This window comes from Amycolatopsis sp. cmx-4-54 (assembly GCF_046548895.1).
GTDB lineage: Bacteria > Actinomycetota > Actinomycetes > Mycobacteriales > Pseudonocardiaceae > Amycolatopsis.
Genome location: NZ_JAEBEJ010000004.1, coordinates 456,329 through 473,484, shown reverse-complemented (window position 1 = coordinate 473,484; position 17,156 = coordinate 456,329). Strand labels below are relative to the sequence as shown.

10 protein-coding genes are annotated in these 17,156 nt (G+C 68.0%); 7 read left to right on the top strand and 3 right to left on the bottom strand.

All coding sequences use genetic code 11. From position 1 onward, the window contains the following. The first annotated feature begins 66 nt into the window (after positions 1-66). The 6 genes from ACLJQ7_RS16065 (at position 67) to ACLJQ7_RS16040 (ending at position 11,829) form a co-directional block, all read left to right on the top strand. Positions 67-750 (top strand): response regulator transcription factor, encoded by a 684-nt coding sequence (locus ACLJQ7_RS16065; RefSeq protein WP_340688479.1) that lies wholly within the window; start codon positions 67-69, stop codon positions 748-750. Next, the gene (locus tag ACLJQ7_RS16060) at positions 747-1,772 is read left to right on the top strand and encodes an ATP-binding protein (protein ID WP_410649002.1); all 1,026 of its coding nucleotides are present in this window, start codon (positions 747-749) and stop codon (positions 1,770-1,772) included. Before ACLJQ7_RS16065 ends, ACLJQ7_RS16060 begins: the two co-directional genes overlap by 4 nt. 69 nt (positions 1,773-1,841) lie before the next feature. Then, on the top strand, positions 1,842-3,395 hold the full coding sequence (locus ACLJQ7_RS16055) for a DUF4153 domain-containing protein (protein WP_410649001.1): 1,554 nt from the start codon (positions 1,842-1,844) through the stop codon (positions 3,393-3,395). A 474-nt stretch (positions 3,396-3,869) separates the two neighbouring features. After that, positions 3,870-10,409 carry a polymorphic toxin-type HINT domain-containing protein gene (locus tag ACLJQ7_RS16050; protein ID WP_410649000.1) on the top strand — a complete coding sequence of 2,180 codons (6,540 nt, stop codon included), beginning with the start codon at positions 3,870-3,872 and terminating at the stop codon, positions 10,407-10,409. Positions 10,410-10,425: 16 nt separating this feature from the next. Further along, positions 10,426-10,749 (top strand): hypothetical protein, encoded by a 324-nt coding sequence (locus ACLJQ7_RS16045; protein ID WP_410648999.1) that lies wholly within the window; start codon positions 10,426-10,428, stop codon positions 10,747-10,749. A gap of 48 nt (positions 10,750-10,797) precedes the next feature. After that, a complete protein-coding gene (locus tag ACLJQ7_RS16040; protein WP_410648998.1) occupies positions 10,798-11,829 on the top strand; it encodes a YncE family protein in 1,032 nt (343 codons plus the stop codon). Positions 11,830-11,966: 137 nt separating this feature from the next. On the opposite strand, the gene ACLJQ7_RS16035 is transcribed toward ACLJQ7_RS16040, so the two are convergent. Next, entirely contained in the window at positions 11,967-12,332 is a 366-nt protein-coding gene (locus ACLJQ7_RS16035) for an SSI family serine proteinase inhibitor (protein WP_410648997.1), read from the bottom strand. A gap of 59 nt (positions 12,333-12,391) precedes the next feature. Further along, positions 12,392-14,014: a PucR family transcriptional regulator gene (locus ACLJQ7_RS16030; RefSeq protein ID WP_410648996.1), complete on the bottom strand. Its 1,623-nt coding sequence runs from the start codon at positions 14,012-14,014 to the stop codon at positions 12,392-12,394. A gap of 145 nt (positions 14,015-14,159) precedes the next feature. Between ACLJQ7_RS16030 and ACLJQ7_RS16025 the strand changes: the two genes are divergently transcribed. Further along, positions 14,160-15,656 carry a CoA-acylating methylmalonate-semialdehyde dehydrogenase gene (locus ACLJQ7_RS16025; protein WP_410648995.1) on the top strand — a complete coding sequence of 499 codons (1,497 nt, stop codon included), beginning with the start codon at positions 14,160-14,162 and terminating at the stop codon, positions 15,654-15,656. Between the two features lie 104 nt (positions 15,657-15,760). Here the strand turns inward: ACLJQ7_RS16025 and ACLJQ7_RS16020 are convergent, their stop codons facing one another. After that, entirely contained in the window at positions 15,761-16,987 is a 1,227-nt protein-coding gene (locus ACLJQ7_RS16020) for a lipase family protein (protein ID WP_410648994.1), read from the bottom strand. Positions 16,988-17,156: the final 169 nt, after the last annotated feature.

Genomic DNA, 17,156 nt, shown 5'->3' with positions numbered 1-17,156 from the left:
AGCTCACCCGGATGGTCTCCACGGCCGGTGCTTACAGTCATCCCCATGGAACTGGGAGGACGCCGGGTGCTGGTCGTCGAGGACGACGTGACCATCGCCGAGAGCATCGCCGCGCGGCTGCGGGCCGAGGGATTCACCGTGGACCTGGCGCACGACGGCCCTTCCGGCGTCGAGACCGACGCCGAGCGCGAGCCGGATCTGGTGGTGCTCGACGTCATGCTGCCGGGGTTCGACGGGCTGGAGGTCTGCCGCCGGATCCAGGCCCGCCGCCCGGTCCCGGTGCTGATGCTGACCGCCCGATCGGATGAGACGGACATGCTGATCGGTCTCGGCGTCGGTGCCGACGACTATCTCACCAAGCCGTTCTCCATGCGGGTGCTCTCGGCGCGGGTGCACGCGCTGCTGCGCCGCGTCGAACGAGCGGCCAGGACCGACGTGAGCGACGCCGGTACGAAGATCGTCCTCGGCGACCTCGAAATCGACGTCGAGCAGCGGCGGGTCACGCGCGCGGGCAACCAGGCCCAGCTGACGCCGATCGAGTTCGACCTCCTCGTCCACTTCGCCAAACGCCCGAGGGCGGTGCAGCCGAGGGAACGCCTGCTGAGCGAGGTCTGGGATTGGGACGTCGCGGGCACCGGTTCGGGCACCCGCGCGGTCGACAGTCACATCAAGGCGCTGCGCCGGAAACTCGGCGCGGACCTCATCCGCACCGTGCACGGCGTCGGCTATGCCCTGGAGGTGGGCTCGTGAAGCTTCGCCCGCTGCTCGGCCGCGTCGTCGACGCGCTCCCGAGACCGCTGGACCCGGTCCGTTCCATCAAGCTCAAGCTCGCGATCCTGCTGGTGTCCTCGGGTGGTATCGCGTTCGCCTTCTTCAACTGGCAGATCGGCTGGCTGCCACCGCGGACCACGATCGCCGCGATGGTGCTCGCCGTCGTGACCTCGCAGATCCTGGCGCACGGGATGACCAGGCCGCTGCGCGAGATGACCGCCGCCGCCCGCGCGATGGCCAAGGGCGACTACACCCGGCGGGTCCGGGCCACCGCCCGCGACGAGGTCGGAGAGCTGTCGCACGCCTTCAACCAGATGGCCGCCGACCTCGACGCCTCGGATCAGCGCCGCCGCGAGCTGATCGCGAACGTCTCCCACGAACTCCGCACGCCGATCACCGCGCTGAACGGCGTGTTGGAGAACCTCGTCGACGGCGTCGCCGAACCCGATCCGGCGACGTTGAAGACCGCGCTGCAGCAGACCGAACGGCTCGGCAGGCTCGTCTCGGAACTGCTCGATCTTTCGCGGATCGACGCGGGCGCGTTCCCGTTGCAGCTGGAGGAGTTCGATCTCGAACTGCTGCTGGACGAGGTCGCCGCCGAAGCGGGGGCCACCGGTCGCGGAGTGCGCTTCTCCGTCGACGTCCAGCCGCCCGGCGCGACCGCCGTCGCCGACCGCGGCCGGCTCTACCAGGTCGTGGTCAACCTGCTCGACAACGCCGTCCGGCACGGCCCGGCCGGCGGAGAGGTCCGGGTGCGGGCGGAGGCCCGCGAGGCCGACGTCGTCATCGAGGTCGAAGACGAAGGTCCCGGGATCCCGCCGGGGGAGCGGGACAGCGTGTTCGAGCGGTTCACCCGCGGCGAGCGGGCCGGTGGCGGGGGCACCGGCCTCGGGCTCGCGATCGCGCGGTGGGTGGTCGACCTCCACGACGGCAGCATCGCGGTCGTCACCCCTGAGCGGCGGCAGGGCTGTGTCATCCGCGTCGTGATCCCCGTTCCCTGATTCGCCGCCGCGCGTTTGCATCGGCTCCGCGCACACGGCGGGATGTGCTTTCGCAAACTGGAGGATTCGATGAGCGAAGAGCAGGAAGACCGGCAAGCGCACGCGTCACCCCCTTGGACGACTGCCACGCTGCCGCCCGCGCCCCCGGTTCCGGTGCTGATGCGGCCCCGCGTGCCGCCCAAGTCGGCGATCGTCCCGTTGCCCGGCTCCGTCCTGCCCGCGGCGGTCGCGGCCGGGCTGATCGCCGCCTTCGCCATGCCGGACGAGCCCGGAGCAGGCTGGTTCGTGGCCGGGCTCGCCTTCGCGGTGGCCGTCTACTTCGCCGACAAGCACGCCCGCGGTGACGCCGAACCGCATTTCCGTCTGGTCAACGCGGTCTGGGCGGTGGCCGCGCTCGGCTTGCTCGCGGTCGGCATGTTCCGCGCGTCGGTCTGGCTGAACGTGTTGTGCGTACTGGCCGCTCTTGTCGCGGGGTCCCTTGCCGTGGTCGGGAAACGCACGGTGAACACGATCATCTACGACGTCTTCGCGATTCCGATCGAAGCGCTGCTTTCGATCCCCTGGATCGGGCGCGGCCTCGCGAAGCTCGGCAAGAAACAGGAAGGCCGCGCGAAGCCGAGGTTCCTGGTTCCGGTGCTGGCCAGCGCCTTGCTGCTGCTGGTCTTCGTGCCGCTGCTGCGCGGCGCGGATGCCGCGTTCGCGAACGTCGTCGACGCGGTGATCCCCGAGCTGAGCCCAGGAACGTTCGTCCGCTGGGGATTCTTCTTCGTCGTGGCCGCGTTCGCCGTGTCAGGGGCGTGCTATCTGCTGGCGGCGCCTCCGCTGCCCGCTGCTGACGACGCGCCACGCAAACGGCTCAAGCACCGGCTCGAATGGACGTTGCCGCTGGGTGTGCTGGTGGCGCTGTTCACCAGTTTCGTCGTGGTCCGCCTGGTCGTGTTGTTCGGCGGCACCGACTACGTCCTGGCCACGAGCGGGCTGACCGCGGCCGAATACGCCCGGAGCGGGTTCTGGCAGCTCTCCGCGATCACCGTGCTGACCCTGCTGCTCGTCGCCGCCGCGTTGCGCTGGGCGCCGAAGTCCACGATGGCCGACCGAGTCTGGCAGCGCGGACTGCTCGGCGCGTTGAGCGTCCTCAGCCTGGTACTGGTCGCCTCGGCGTTGAGTCGCATGTGGACATATCAGCAGGCGTACGGGTTCACCGTGCTGCGGCTGCTGGTCGAGGTCTGTGAACTCTGGATCGGGCTGGTCTTCGTGCTGGTGCTTGTATCCCTGATCCCGCTGCGGTCGGCCTGGCTGCCGCGCGCGGCCATCGGAGCCGCCGTCGCGGCGCTGCTCGGGCTGGCCGTCCTCGATCCGGAACGGTTCATCGCCGACCGCAACATCGACCGGATCGCGCACGGCAGAACACTCGACACCCGCTACCTGGCCACGTTCTCCGCCGACGTCGTCCCCGCGGCGGAACGGCTTCCGGAGCCGCTGCGCTCCTGCGTGCTCAGGCGGGTCATGACGGACGTTTCGCAAGATGATTGGCGTGAATGGAACCTGAGCCGGTCCCTCGCGCGTCAGACCCCCGTTGCCGCGGTGGACGGGACGGCTTGCCGGTATCCCGCCCATCCTTGAGCCGTGACACCACGGTCTTGTTCGCCCTCGTGGGGGTGAGGGCGAACAAGACCGCGTCAGCCGCCGGGTCTTCGAGGGGGAGGCCCGGCGGTCGTTCCTCTGAGATGATTTCGCGGATATCGTGCTCGATGGTCGTCGAAATCGGAATAATTCCATCGAAAATCTACGGTAATCGCGCCTTTTCGATGGTTCGGTAACAATTCGCCGCCTGGTCCCCGGTTATCTTATATCACCGGTTGTCAGTGCTTAACCGGCTGTCCTTCGCACCTGTTTGGCCTATTCCGGCTTCCGTCTCTTGGTGCTTGACTGTCGGCGTGCTCCCGGTGAGCACGTCGGGGCTGGGGGCGCTCGTCAAGACGCGGCGGAACGCCAACTGGGGAAAACACTTCTGCAATTCACGTCGCCGGTTTCGCGTCGGCTAACGAGTGATGGCTCAACGCGCGCGAATTCCGAAGGTGGAAGGAACTGGGAATCATGGGGAGACCAGTCCGTTTCGGTTCGATGCTCTCCGCGGCGGCGATCGCGTTCGCGGGAGTGGCCTTGGTGCCCGCGCCCGCCGTCGCGGCGGTGCCCGGCCCGGCGGCGAGGGTCGCCGCGCCTCCGTCACCGCGGTGTCCACGGACCGCCGCTCCGCCGGAGACGAAGACCGCGCCGGCCCAGGCGCCGCTGACCAGGCCGGTGGTCGGACAGGCCGCGTCGGGCGCGTACTCGGCGCCGGACACGGCACGGCGGATGATCCCCGGTGACGAGTATCCGGTGCGGGTCACCGTGACCAATACGGTCAAATTCCCTCTGGTGGCGGGAAAACATGTGCTGTCCTACCGGTGGGAACTGCCGAACGGCCAGGACGCCACCGCGGGCAATCGCCTCGACACCCCGTTCCCCGCGGACCTCGCCCCCGGCGCCGCCGTGGCGCTGGACGCCAAGGTCAAGGCGCCGACCTTGGCCGACACCGGCAACGAGCGTGAGCAGTTCGTGCTGCGCTGGGACGTCTACGACACCTCGACCCGTAAGTGGCTGTCCGAGACGGCCGGGGTGGCGACTCTCGACCAGCCGGTCCGGGTCGAGCGCCCGACGTCGGACCAGCTCGGGCTGGAGCAGTTCTATTCCTATACCGGAGCGCCCACCGGGGCGGGCGGCGCCGTATCGGTGAACCAGTTCTCGGGCAACGCGGTGTGGAACTACGACGTGCTGAGCAACCCCAGCCGGGGGCTGGCCAGCTTCCTGCGGGTGAGCAGCAACAGTGCCGACACCTCGGATTCCTACGCCGGTAGTGGCTGGTCGGTCGCCTCCTCGACGCTGAACCGGCTCGGCACCCCGCTGGAATTCGGCGGGCTGCTTCCCGGTCTGCTGGGCTGGCCGGCCACGGTGACCCTGGTGGACGGCGACGGCACCAGTCACGTGTTCGAGCTGAACAAGAACAACTCCTCGGACTCGGCGAAGTGGACCTACGACGGCCCGGCAGGCGTGCATTTGTACCTGCAGTACCTTCCCGGGGGAGCCGACGAGCGCCGCTGGGTGTTCACCACTCCCGAGCGGACCCGGTTCTTCTTCGACTCCCAGGGCTATCACACGTCCACTGTGGACAAAAACGGCAACACCATGTCGTTCACCTATGAGCGCGCGCTGCTGGGCAACCGCAACACCGGTGTCCTCAAACACGTCACCGACGCCACCGGTCGCCGTACCCTCACCCTGGACTACTACCAGCGTGGTGACGCGTTCTCCTACATTCTCGGCGGCAAGAAGCTGACCGGCACCGCGCTGGACAACCTGTTCATCATCGACAAGCTCAAATCGGTCACCGACGTCTCCGGACGCGTCGTGACGTTCACTTACACCGACCGCGGCGCGCTCGGCGAGGTCATCGACGGAGCCGGAACCCCCGACGCGAAGCCGTTCACCTTCTTCTACGACGAGGACAACGTCAAACTGACCTCCGTCGTGGACCCGAACGGGCACAGCACCCGCCTCGGCTACTTCACCGAAGCCGGCGACACGCAACGCCGGTGGAACGTCCGCACGGTCACCGACCGGCGCTCCGCCGCGACGACTTTCGACTACACCGATCCCGACGGTGGGGCGGGGTCGAAGATCGAATCCTCGGTCGTCGACCCCAATGGGCATATCAGCAAGACGCTGCTCGACGGGTACGGCCGCCCCGAGCGGTTCGTCAACGCCAAGAACGAGAAGACCCACCTGCACTGGGACGAGGACAACAACGTCGTCAAGCTGGTGGAGAACAACGGTGCCACGCAGAGCTGGGTCTATGACCAGAAGACCGGGTACCCGTTGGAGATCAAGGACGCCGTCGCCAACCAGACGGGCGGGCCGCCGACCAGACTCGGCTATCGCACCGACCTGAACGGGCACGTCGCCGATCTGACGGACAAGACCACACCTGAAGGTCGCAAGTGGACCTTCGTCTACGACGACAAGGCCAACCTGGTCGCGGTCACCGACCCGAAGGGCAACGCCACACCTCAGGAGAGCGACTACACGTCGCGCTACTCCTACGACGGTTTCGGGCACCTCATCAACCAGACCGACGCCAACGGCCACACGACCGTCTACGGAGACTACGACCCCAACGGTTATCCGCGGGTCATCACCGATCCGCTGGGCTGCGCGACCCTGTATCGCTACGACCAGATCGGCAACGTCGCCTCGGTCACCGACGCGCGCGGCAAGACCAGCACCTACACCTACGACGTCTTCAAACGGCCACTCGACACCAAGCAGCCGAAGGACCAGGCGGCGGGCACCTACATCGTCACCCCCGGCCCGCGCTACGACCGCAACGACAACGTCGTGACCAGCACGGCGGCGAACGGCGCGGTCACCCGCACCACGTTCGACGAGATGGACCGGCAGGTCGCGGTCCAGGCGCCGAAGGACACCCCTGACGGGCCGGAAAAGACCACCACCTTCGGTTACGACGCCGTCGGCAACCTGATCAAGCAGGTCGAGCCCAAGGGCGTGCTCACGCCGAACGACCCGCGCGACTTCACCCTCACCTTCGTCTACGACGAGGTGAACCAGATCGTGCGGGCGACCGACGTGACGGGTGACCAGATCACCACGCAGTACGACGACGTCGGCAACCTGGTGACCCACATCGATGCCCGCAAGGACAAGACCCCGGACCCGGCCGACTACACCACGAAATACCGCTTCGATCTCAACCATCAGCTACTTGAGACGATCGACGCGAACGGCAACTCGGTGCGGACCGAGCACGACCGCGATGGCAACGTGGTGGCCAGCACCGACGAAGAGGGCAACAAAACCCTGATCACCCTCGACGAGCGGGCCATGCAGGTCGAGGTGAGGTCTCCGCACAGCAACGACGGTGGTCTGCGGTACTTCACCACCCGCTACGAGTACGACCAGGTCGGGAATCTGACCAGGACGATCAACCCCCGTGGGGTGGACACCCCCGGCGAGGCGAACGACTTCGTCACCGAGACCGTCTACGACGAGCTGAACCGGACTCGCGAGGAGATCCTGCCCTACGCACCCGGCGACGCCGAACACAACAAGCCGGTCAGCACGATCACCACCTACGACGAGGTCGGCCGGGTCAAGGAGACCTCCGCGCCACCATCGCACGGCGAGCAGATCCGCAACGTCACCAAACTGGGCTATTACGACAACGGCTGGCTGCGTGAGTCGGTCGACCAGTGGGACATCAAGACCACCTACGACTACACGCCGACCGGTCAGCAGGCCAACCGGACGCTGACCAGTGCCGGTGGCGGAGCGAACCGGGTGCAGACCTGGGACTACTTCCCCGACGGCAAGCTGAAGACCCGGTCGGACGAGGGCGTCCCGGTCGGCCGCGATGTGGTCGTGGTCGACAACGCCAACCCCGACCGCACCCAGGCCACCGGTCAGTGGGCGACCGCGAACTCGGACAAGGGTTTCCAGGGCACGCAGTACCGTGCGGGCGACGGCCGTGCCGCCGACGCGTCGTTCACCTGGAAGGCTCCGGTGCCTGCCGACGGCACGTACGAGGTGCTGGTGCGCTACCCGCGCGCCGACGCCACGGACGCCACCTACACCGTCGAGCACAACGACGGTGCCACCACCAAGAAGGTGGACCAGACCACTCGCGCCGGGGAGTGGGTCAGCCTCGGCAAGTACCCCATGTCCGCGGGGCAGGTCCGGAACGTGACGCTGTCCGGTCAGGCGGGCGGCTCGGTCGCGGCCGACGCCGTGCAGCTGGTGCGTGACAACAGCGCCGACGCCGACAACGAAAAGAAGACCTTCGCCCACCGTTACGACGCCAATGACAACCTGGTCGAGCTGACCGACTCGTCGCCGGAGACGGCGATCGACACCTACCGTGTCCGCTATGACGAGGTGGACCTGGCCGACCTGGTCGAGGAGCTGAACGACGGCAAGGTCGAGCACAGCACCGCCTACACCTACGACGAGAACCGCAACCTCAAGTCGGCGAAGTTCGACGGCCGGACCTCGTTGTACGACTACAACCCGCTCGACCAGGTCGAAAAGACCACGAACAAGCGCGACGACGGCGACGCCGGCAAGGTCAACACCTTCACCTACACCAAACGCGGGCACGTCGAGAAGCAGGTCAAGAGCAACGGCAACGTCGTCGACTACACCTATTACCTCGACGGTCTGCTGCGATCCCAGGTCGAGCGCAAGAAGAACAACGGCCCGGTCGTCACCGAGCACAACCTCGAGTACGACCCCAACTCCAACCGGATCAAGGACAACGGCCGCAGCCAGAACGCCGACGACCACGGCGCGACCATCGACACCGACGCCGCCTACACCTACGACCCGCGGGATCGCGTCCGTGAGGTCACGAAGAAGGGCACCGACGGGGAACGCAAGGAGAACTACAAGCACGACGACAACGGCAACGTCTGGGAGCAGGAGGTCGACAGCAAGAAGACGAAGTTCGACTACGACCGCAACCGGCTGATGTCGTCGGACACCGACGGCCAGAAGTCCGTCTACGACTACGACGCCTTCGGCAAGCTGAACCGGGTCACCCAGTCCGGCAAGGAACTGGAGAAGTACACCTACGACGGCTTCGACCGCAAGATCGAACACGTCAAGGACGACGGCCGCGGCCCGAAGACCACCACCTACACCTACGACCCGCTCGACCGGCAGCAGACGAAGAAGGTCGACGACAAGACCACCGCGTATCACCACCTCGGGCTGTCCGATCAGGTCCTGACCGAGGACGAGAACGGCAAGCTGCGCAAGGCATACCAGTACGGCGCCGACGGCGAATTGCTGGCGCAGATCAAGTTCAAGGACGACGGGACCGAAGAGGACGCGGTGTACGGGTTCAACCCGCACTCCGACGTCGAGCAGGTCACCGACGCGGAAGGCAACACGAAGTCCACCTACGGCTACACCGCCTACGGCAAGGACGACGAGAAACAGTTCTCCGGGGAGGACAAACCCGACCCGGCCAACCCGGACAAGGCCGAGGAGAACTCGTACCGGTTCAACACCGCCCGGCACGACAAGTCCACCGGCACCTACGACATGGGCTTCCGGGACTACTCGCCGGGCCTGAACCGGTTCCTGACCCTCGACCTCTACAACGGCGCGACAGCGGATCTCGGGATGACCACCGACCCGTGGACCAACAACCGGTACACCTTCGGCGCGGGCAACCCCCTGTCGCAGGTGGAGATCGACGGGCACGGTTGGTTCGACGACGCGGTCGACTGGATCGGTGACAACGCCAAGGAGATCGGGCACGCCGCGCTCGACGTCGCCGGCGTCATCCCGGTGGTCGGCGAGGCGGCCGACCTGGCCAACGCGGCCTGGTACGCCGCCGAGGGCGACTGGACCAATGCCGCGCTGTCGGCCGCCTCGGCGATCCCGTTCGCGGGCTGGGGCGCCACCGCGGTCAAGGCAGGCAAATACGCGGTCAAGGGTGCCGAGGCGGCGCAGGGCGGGGCCAAGGCCGCCGACGCCGGGCAAACCGCGGCGAAGACCGCGAGCAAGTCGGCCGACGCCGGCGCGAACGGAGCGAAGGCCGCGCCCGCACCGAAACCCGCGCCCAAGGCGGGTGGCGGCAGCGGCGGGAAGCCCTCTGGCGCCGGTGGCGGCAAGGCGGGCGGCACGGCGTCCACCGGCAAGAAAGCCTCGGGCAGCGGCTCCGGCGGCGGCAAGGCGGCCAACGCGGGCGGCACCAGTGCCTCGAAGGGCTCCGGTGGCGGGGCGTCGAAGGGAGCGGGCTGCAACAGCTTCGTGCCCGGCACCACGGTGGTGATGGCCGACGGCAGCCACAAGCCGATCGAAGACGTCCGTGAGGGCGAGCAGGTGCTGGCCACGGATCCGGAGACCGGTGACACCGTAGCCCGGCCGGTCACCGCGGTCATCGTCGGCGAGGGCAGCAAGGACCTTGTCGCGGTCACCGTCGACACCGATGGCGGTGACCGCGCCGGCTCGACCGGTGTCGTGGTCGCCACCGGGGAGCACCCGTTCTGGGTCGACCAGCAGGGCCGCTGGGTCGATGCCAAGGACCTGCGCCCCGGCGACCAGGTGCGCGCCGACGACGGCGAACGCCTCAGCGTCGTCTCGACACGGTCGTGGACCCAGCGGCAGAAGGTCCACAACCTCACCGTCCAGGACGTACACACGTACTATGTGCTGGCGGGCGAGACTGCGGTCCTCGTTCACAACAGCAACTGCGGCAATCGCACGCATGACAAAGCACGTGGCGCCAGCGGCGTTGATGAAATGACAGAGACGTTTGAGCAATTCTACAAGAAGTCCGATATCTACAGTGAGAGCTACGGTAATGGACTTGACTTGTGGACCCCTTATGGCAGGCGCCAAGTGGATATCGCGGTCAGGAACCCGGACGGAAACCTCCATCTTTATGAGGTGAAGGTCAATAAATCGAATTACACCAAGGGGCAGCGAAGGAAGGATGAATGGCTGGCGAAGACGTACGGGTTCGAAACCTCGGTCGTCCGGCGCGGTACAGCCTGTCCGATTTGCAACCCCTAACCTGAGAGGATGACCTGTGAGTAGCGACTTCGGCTTCTGGAAGCGCTCTGCCGGGGACCCTGAAGAGGTCTTCGACAACCTTGCCGAGGGCGACACCGGAGACCTTGTCGTGAGCCCTGACGTAGTGCGGTTCCGCGAGGAGTTGCTGGCTAGGTGGCCAGATGTGGACGACGTTCTAGAACCGTCTCGATTCGACCTGGAAGAGGAACCGGATCACGCCGGAAAGTACGTCCTCCTAACCCTCTCGGTTCGCCAATTGGATTATCTCCCGGAGATTCTCGACATGGCGAAGCGGAACGGTCTCGTCGGATTCAGCGGAGTGGCGGGCGAGCCGATTTAGGCTTTCGATCCGCTACGCATCCAAGCAGAACAGAGGAAGGTAGGGGCGATGAGACGAAGAGTGTTGGCGGGGTTGGGTGCGGTGGTCGCGATGACGGTTTCCGTCGTCGCGGCGCCGGTGGCGTCGGCGGGCCAGGAACTGCCGTTGCCTGGGTTCGGCGACGTCGTCGTGGACGACGCGCACGAGCGGGTGTTCGTTTCCGGTGGCGGCTCCGGCAATGGCATCGTCGTGGCGGATTTCTCCGCCAGGGTTCGCCGGACCATCCCGAATCAGCTGGGGGCGGACGGGCTCGTGCTGAGCGCCGACGGCACCAAGCTCTACGCCGCACTGTCCGCCGGGGACGCGATCTCGGTGATCGACACCGCGACGCTGACCGAGACGGCCCGGTATCCGACCGGCGCGGGCACCTGCCCGACGCATCTGGCCAGGACCGGTGACCTGATCTGGTTCGGCTACGGCTGCGTCGACGGCACTTTCTCGGGCAAGATCGGCAAACTGGACCCGGCCGCGGCGACGCCGGTTTCCGGCGATCACCAGAAGGACGTCCGCTACCAGCGCGCGCCGTTGCTGACCTCGTCGGGAGTGGCGAACGGCCCGCTGCTCGCCGGACAGTTGTCGCTGAGCCAGTCCATGGTGCAGGTGTACACCGTGTCCGGCGGGGAGCTCGGCACCGGTGCCACGGGTGACGTCGTCGGCGCCGGACTGTACGACACCGACATCACCGCGGACGGGGCCACGCTCTACAGCGCGGCGGGCGGACGCGACCGGGTGGAGGCGTTCGCTTCCGCGGATCTGGCCCGGCGGGGCGCGTACGCCGCCCGGCCACGCCCGGTCGCGGTGTCGCTGTCGCCCGACGACCTGTATCTGGCCGCGGGTGCGCTGACCACGGACGGCAATGACGTGCTGATCTACGAAGTGGGTGGCGTGACCCCGGTCAACACCGTCTCACTCGACAGCGGTGAGACCGTCCAGCCTCGCGGCTTGTCCTGGTCGGCCGACCAGGACCACCTGTTCGTGGTGACACGCCACAACAACGACGTGGAGCCGCACCTCGAGGTCGAATACCGGCCTGTCGGCTGAGGAAGACCGGGCGCCGAGTCCACCCGGGCCAGGTCGCGAAAGCCTCTTTCGAAACACCAGATGTCCTCAAAAGAGGCTTTCGCGACACAAGGTCAGCCCCAGGGATACGCCAGAGTCGACTTACCTGGGGTCACGAGTCAGAAGGTGAAGACGCCTGCCGACTCGGCGTCGGCGACGCAACGGTTGGCGTACGAGGTGCGGTAGATGACCGGTTCACCGCGCCACTTCCCGACGGCGGAGACGTCCACCGGGGCGTATTCCAAGGTGCAGGCCCGCGGTTCCGGGCGCAGCCTGTCGAAGTCTCCGTCCACTTCGGACAGTTTGGCGCAGGCGCCGCCGCGTCCCGGGTGAGACCCCCCGGTGGGTTCGCAGGTGAGCGAGACGGTGCCGACCCGGCCCCTGGTGTCGTGACTGGTCAGCTGGAAGGTGGATTCGGCGGGTTGCGCCGGGGCCAGACAGGCCAACGCGAGTACGCAGGCGCCGATCGGTTCGAAGAAAGCCATACCAACACTATCGGCTGACATGACCCGGTCACTGTGTTCCTCTCTCGGGTGAGATTTGCTCACTCGGACGTGTGGTCGTCCGCTTTTCGAATGTCGTGCGCGAGCAAAGCGACATAAAGCGAGAGCATCGACTCCGGATCTTCGAGCCGTACCCCGAGGACCTGCTCGATCCTGGCCAGCTGCTGGTAGTAGGCGGTGCGGGAAGTGTGCGCGGCGGCGGCCGCCGCCGACTTGTTGCCACCGTGCTCGCAGTAATGCCTCAACGCCTGGACGAGTCTGCTGCCCTGTGCGGCGTCCCGGTTCAGCAACGGGCCGAGCTCCCGCGCGGCGAACGCGGTGATCCGTTCGTCGCCCGCCAGCAGATGCAGCAGTCCGCGCAACCGGACGTCGTCGAGCCGGTGGACCACCCGTTCGGCGTTCTCGGTGAGCGCCGCGGCGGCGACCTGCGCGGCTTCGACGAGCGTCCGGCGCGCGTCGGCGGGCCCGCCGCCCGTGGTCCCGACCGCGACCACGGGCGGCGCACCGGCGCGGGCCTCGTGGACGTCGGTCGCCAGCCGCTTCAGCACCGCGTCGACCCCGGCCTCGGGCGACAGCGCGATCAGCGCGCGCACCTGGGTGTCGTCGGTGGCCACCAGCGCGGACACCTTGGCGTGCCGGGCGGCGAGCACGGTCGCCTCGGCGAGTTCCCGCAGCAGCACCGGAGTCGACTGCGCGGTTTTCGCGGTCACGGTGATCCGGGGCCGCACCGCGACCCCGACGAGCAGCCGTCCCGTCAGCGGGACACCCAGCGCGGAGGCCCGCGCGGTCAGTTCGGCGGGCGGCACCGGGTTCGCCAGCAGTTCGGTCAGGATCGCGCGGTGCGCCTGGCGTTCGAGGGAGTCGGTGTCCTTGGCGACCAGCCGGTGCACCGCGAGCGCGGACGCCGCCCGTTCGGCGACCACGACGTGCCGGTGCGGCGGTGGATCCCCGCAGACGACGACCAGCCGCCCCCAGTCGTGCCCGCGCGCGCCGACCACGGTGATCAGCCAGCCCGCGCCCGGGTGATAACCGGTCCGCTCGCCGACCTGCACCGGCCGCGACCGGGACGGCCAGCCGGGCAGCAAGTCACCCGGGTCGGTCCCCGCCGTGTCGTAGGCGAGGACTTCGTGCGCGAGCGTCTCCAGCACGACGGGATGTTCGGTGAGCCTCGCGACCTCGCGCAGGATGTCGCCCGGTTCGGCACCGGCGACGGTCAGCGCGGTGAAGGTCTCGTGGACCCGCTCCGCCGCGCGGAGTTCGTCGACCTGGGCGTCGACGATCAGCCCGTTCACCGCCTCGGTGACCGACACGAAACGCGTCTCGCGCGAAAGGGTGATCAGCGGGACACCGTGCCGGTCCGCGGCGTCGACCAGCGCGGACGGCAGTTTCTCGCTCCAATGCCGGACCAGTTCGACCACGATCCCGGCCACCCCGACGCCGGCCAGATCGGTGACGTACCTGGCGAGCGCGGCGCCGTCGTCCGGCAGCGCGACCCCGGTGGTGAGCACGAGTTCCCCGCCGCGCAGCAACGGGGCGATGTCCGCGACCTCGGCGACGTGCGCCCAGCGGACCGGCGCGTCCAGCCCCGCCGCCCCCGCCACCACATGGGGCCTGCCCTGACGCAGCACCGGCAGCGCGAGCACCTCGGCGACGGTCGGGTACATCGGCCTCCCACCCGGTTCGGCAACGCTGGAGACAGACTGTACGGCCGGGACCGGGAGTCCGTACACGTTGCCGATGGCGTCGGTGTGGCGCGCGCGCCCAGACTCGACCGGGAGCAGGCACCCGGCGATCAGGAGGGCGGAACCCGTGACCGACCGCATCACCCACTGGATAGACGGCAAACCGTGCGAAGGCGTGAGCGACCGATCCGGGGACGTGTTCGATCCGGCCACCGGCCAGGTGCGGGCGAAGGTCGCCTTCGCCGCGCAGGACGACGTCGACGCCGCCGTCGCAGCCGCGTCCCGGGCGCTGCCGGGCTGGCGCGGGACGTCGCTGGCCGGGCGGACGCGGGTGCTGTTCGCCTTCCGTGAGCTGCTTTCGGCGCGGCGTGATGAGCTGGCGAAGATCGTCACGAGCGAACACGGCAAGGTCGAATCCGACGCGGCGGGCGAAGTCGCGCGCGCGATCGAGAACGTCGAGTACGCCTGCGGTGCCGCGCAGCTGCTCAAGGGCGGGTTCAGCGAGAACGCCTCCACCGGCGTCGACGTCTACTCGATCTCGCAGCCGCTGGGCGTGGTCGGCGTGATCTCGCCGTTCAACTTCCCGGCGATGGTCCCGCTGTGGTTCGTCCCGAACGCGCTCGCCTGCGGCAACACCGTCGTGCTCAAGCCGAGCGAGAAGGACCCGTCGGCGGCGATCTTCATCGCGGAACTGTTCGCCGAGGCGGGTCTGCCCGACGGCGTCCTCAACGTCCTGCACGGCGACAAGGGGGCCGTCGACGGGCTGCTGGAACACCGCGACGTCAAGGCGATCTCGTTCGTCGGGTCGACGCCGATCGCGAAGTACGTCTACGAAACCGGGACCAGGCACGGGAAACGCGTGCAGGCGCTCGGCGGCGCGAAGAACCACATGGTCGTGCTCCCGGACGCGGACCTCGACCTCGCCGCCGACGCGGCCGTCTCGGCGGGCTTCGGCTCGGCGGGGGAGCGGTGCATGGCGGTGTCGGTCGTGGTCGTCCTCGACCCGGTCGGCGACGAACTGGTCGCTAAGATCGCCGAGCGGATCAAGCGGCTCCGGGTCGGCGACGGCATGCGGCCCACCTCGGAGATGGGCCCGCTCGTCACCGCCGCCCACCACGAACGCGTCGAGTCCTATGTCGGGGCGGGGGTCGAGGCGGGCGCCCGGCTCGTCGTCGACGGCCGCGGCGTCGAGGTCGACGGCGAGGACGGCGGGTTCTGGCTGGGCCCGACGCTGTTCGACCACGTCACGCCGGAGATGTCGATCTACACCGACGAGATCTTCGGGCCGGTGCTGGCGGTCGCGCGGGCCGAGGGATACGACGCGGCGCTGGAGCTGATCAACGGCAACCCCTACGGCAACGGCACCGCGATCTTCACCAACGACGGACGGGCCGCGCGGCGGTTCCAGAACGAGGTCGAGGTCGGGATGGTCGGCGTGAACGTGCCGATCCCGGTACCGGTCGGCTACTACTCGTTCGGCGGGTGGAAGGACTCGCTGTTCGGGGACAGCCACGCGTACGGGCCGGAGGGGTTCCACTTCTTCACGCGGACGAAGGTCGTCACGTCGCGGTGGCCGGACCCCTCGCAGGGCGGCGTGAACCTCGGGTTCCCGCGCAACAGCTGACGCCGGCCGGTCGATTCCCGGCTCGGTCCGTGAAGGCCTCCTTGAGGGACCCAGAGTCCCTCAAGGAAGCCTTCACGGACTCGATGATCGCAGGGGAGGGTGTGTCAGAACCGGCCGCAGTTGCCGTTGCCCGCTTGGCCGTTGAACACGCCCTTCAACCACTCGGTGGCATCGGTGGACGCGGTCGTCATGCCCAGCGCGTGCGAGAAGAACGGTGTGAAGGTCGGCAAGTCCTTCCACTGGACGTTGGCGCCCTTGCCGCACCAGTCCTTCGCCATCTGCTTGCCGACGGCCGCCGGGATGACGTCGTCCATCGGGCTCTGTTCGACCAGAACCGGCATGGCGGGTTTGACGGTACCGATCCGGTTCTCCGCCACGATCGCGTCGAACGGCGGCTGGGACAGGTAGGCCGACACCGGCTTGCCTTCCTTCGTCAGCGAGCTGGACTGCTTGAACATGAACTGGAGGACCGCGTTCATGGTGCAGGTCCGGCGTGCCTGCAGGAACAGCTCGGCACCCGTCGGGTTGGCCAGGTTCATCAGCTTGGCCTCGGGATAGGCCTGGTTGATGCCGATCAGGGCGTAGCCGAGGAACCCGAAGTACATTCCGCCGTCGAGCGACTTCGACAGCGCAGCCTTGTCCGCGGGCGGCGCGCCGGAGTAGACGCCTTTGACGTTCAGTTCGGGGGCGTAGGTGGCGGCCAGTTCGGCGGCGGCCGCGGCGGCACTGCCGCCCTCGGAGTAGCCCGCGATGCCCACCGGGCCGCTGGCGGGCAGACCGGTTCCCGGCAACCGCTGCGCGGCGCGGAGGACGTCGAGCACGGTGTGCGCCTCGGACAACCGGACGACGTACGGGTGATCGCCGCTGCCTTCCACCCACGGTCCGATGTAGTCGGTCTGGGCCACGGCGAACCCGGCGCCCAGCAACGCGTTGACGAACCCGCCCTGGAAACCGGAGACCAGGTCCGATGCCCCCTCACCCGCGAGGGTCTTCGAGGGAGCGCAGTCCGGGCCCATGCCGAAGGTGAACGGCGCGTAGGCCACGATCGGCCGTTCGCCGGGACCGGTCCACGGTTTGTCCGGCACCAGCACGGTGCCGCTCACCGCGACCTGCTTGTCCTTGTTGTCCCGCGACAGATATTGGATCCGGGTCGATTTCGCCCCGTTGTAGGTCGAGGGCTGAGACTTGACCACGTCACCGTTCTCGCCCGAGGGAAGTGGTGAAGAAGTGGTGTACACCGAATTCGTGTCCGCGCTCGCGGCCGGCGCGCCCACCGCGACCAACGTCGCGGTCAGGGCGGCGATCAGGACACGGCGAAGGGAAGAAGTCATATCGCGCTCCACGCTGAGTCGGAAAGTGAGGCAGGTGGACGAAATTCCCGCAGGTGACCAGGCCGTGTCCGGCAAGTCCTGTTCGCCCCGGTACGAGGCAAATCCGCCCGCACCGCCAGGAACCACCTGGATCACGAAGAATTACCGGACACGGCCTAGATGTAAGACC

Bases quoted from the DNA above. Each gene is read 5' to 3' on its own strand.
- ACLJQ7_RS16055 (WP_410649001.1), top strand. From the start codon at position 1,842: ATGAGCGAAGAGCAGGAAGACCGGCAAGCGCACGCGTCACCCCCTTGG.
- ACLJQ7_RS16020 (WP_410648994.1), bottom strand. From the start codon at position 16,987: ATGACTTCTTCCCTTCGCCGTGTCCTGATCGCCGCCCTGACCGCGACG.
- ACLJQ7_RS16030 (WP_410648996.1), bottom strand. From the start codon at position 14,014: ATGTACCCGACCGTCGCCGAGGTGCTCGCGCTGCCGGTGCTGCGTCAG.
- ACLJQ7_RS16050 (WP_410649000.1), top strand. From the start codon at position 3,870: ATGGGGAGACCAGTCCGTTTCGGTTCGATGCTCTCCGCGGCGGCGATC.
- ACLJQ7_RS16035 (WP_410648997.1), bottom strand. From the start codon at position 12,332: ATGGCTTTCTTCGAACCGATCGGCGCCTGCGTACTCGCGTTGGCCTGT.
- ACLJQ7_RS16040 (WP_410648998.1), top strand. From the start codon at position 10,798: ATGAGACGAAGAGTGTTGGCGGGGTTGGGTGCGGTGGTCGCGATGACG.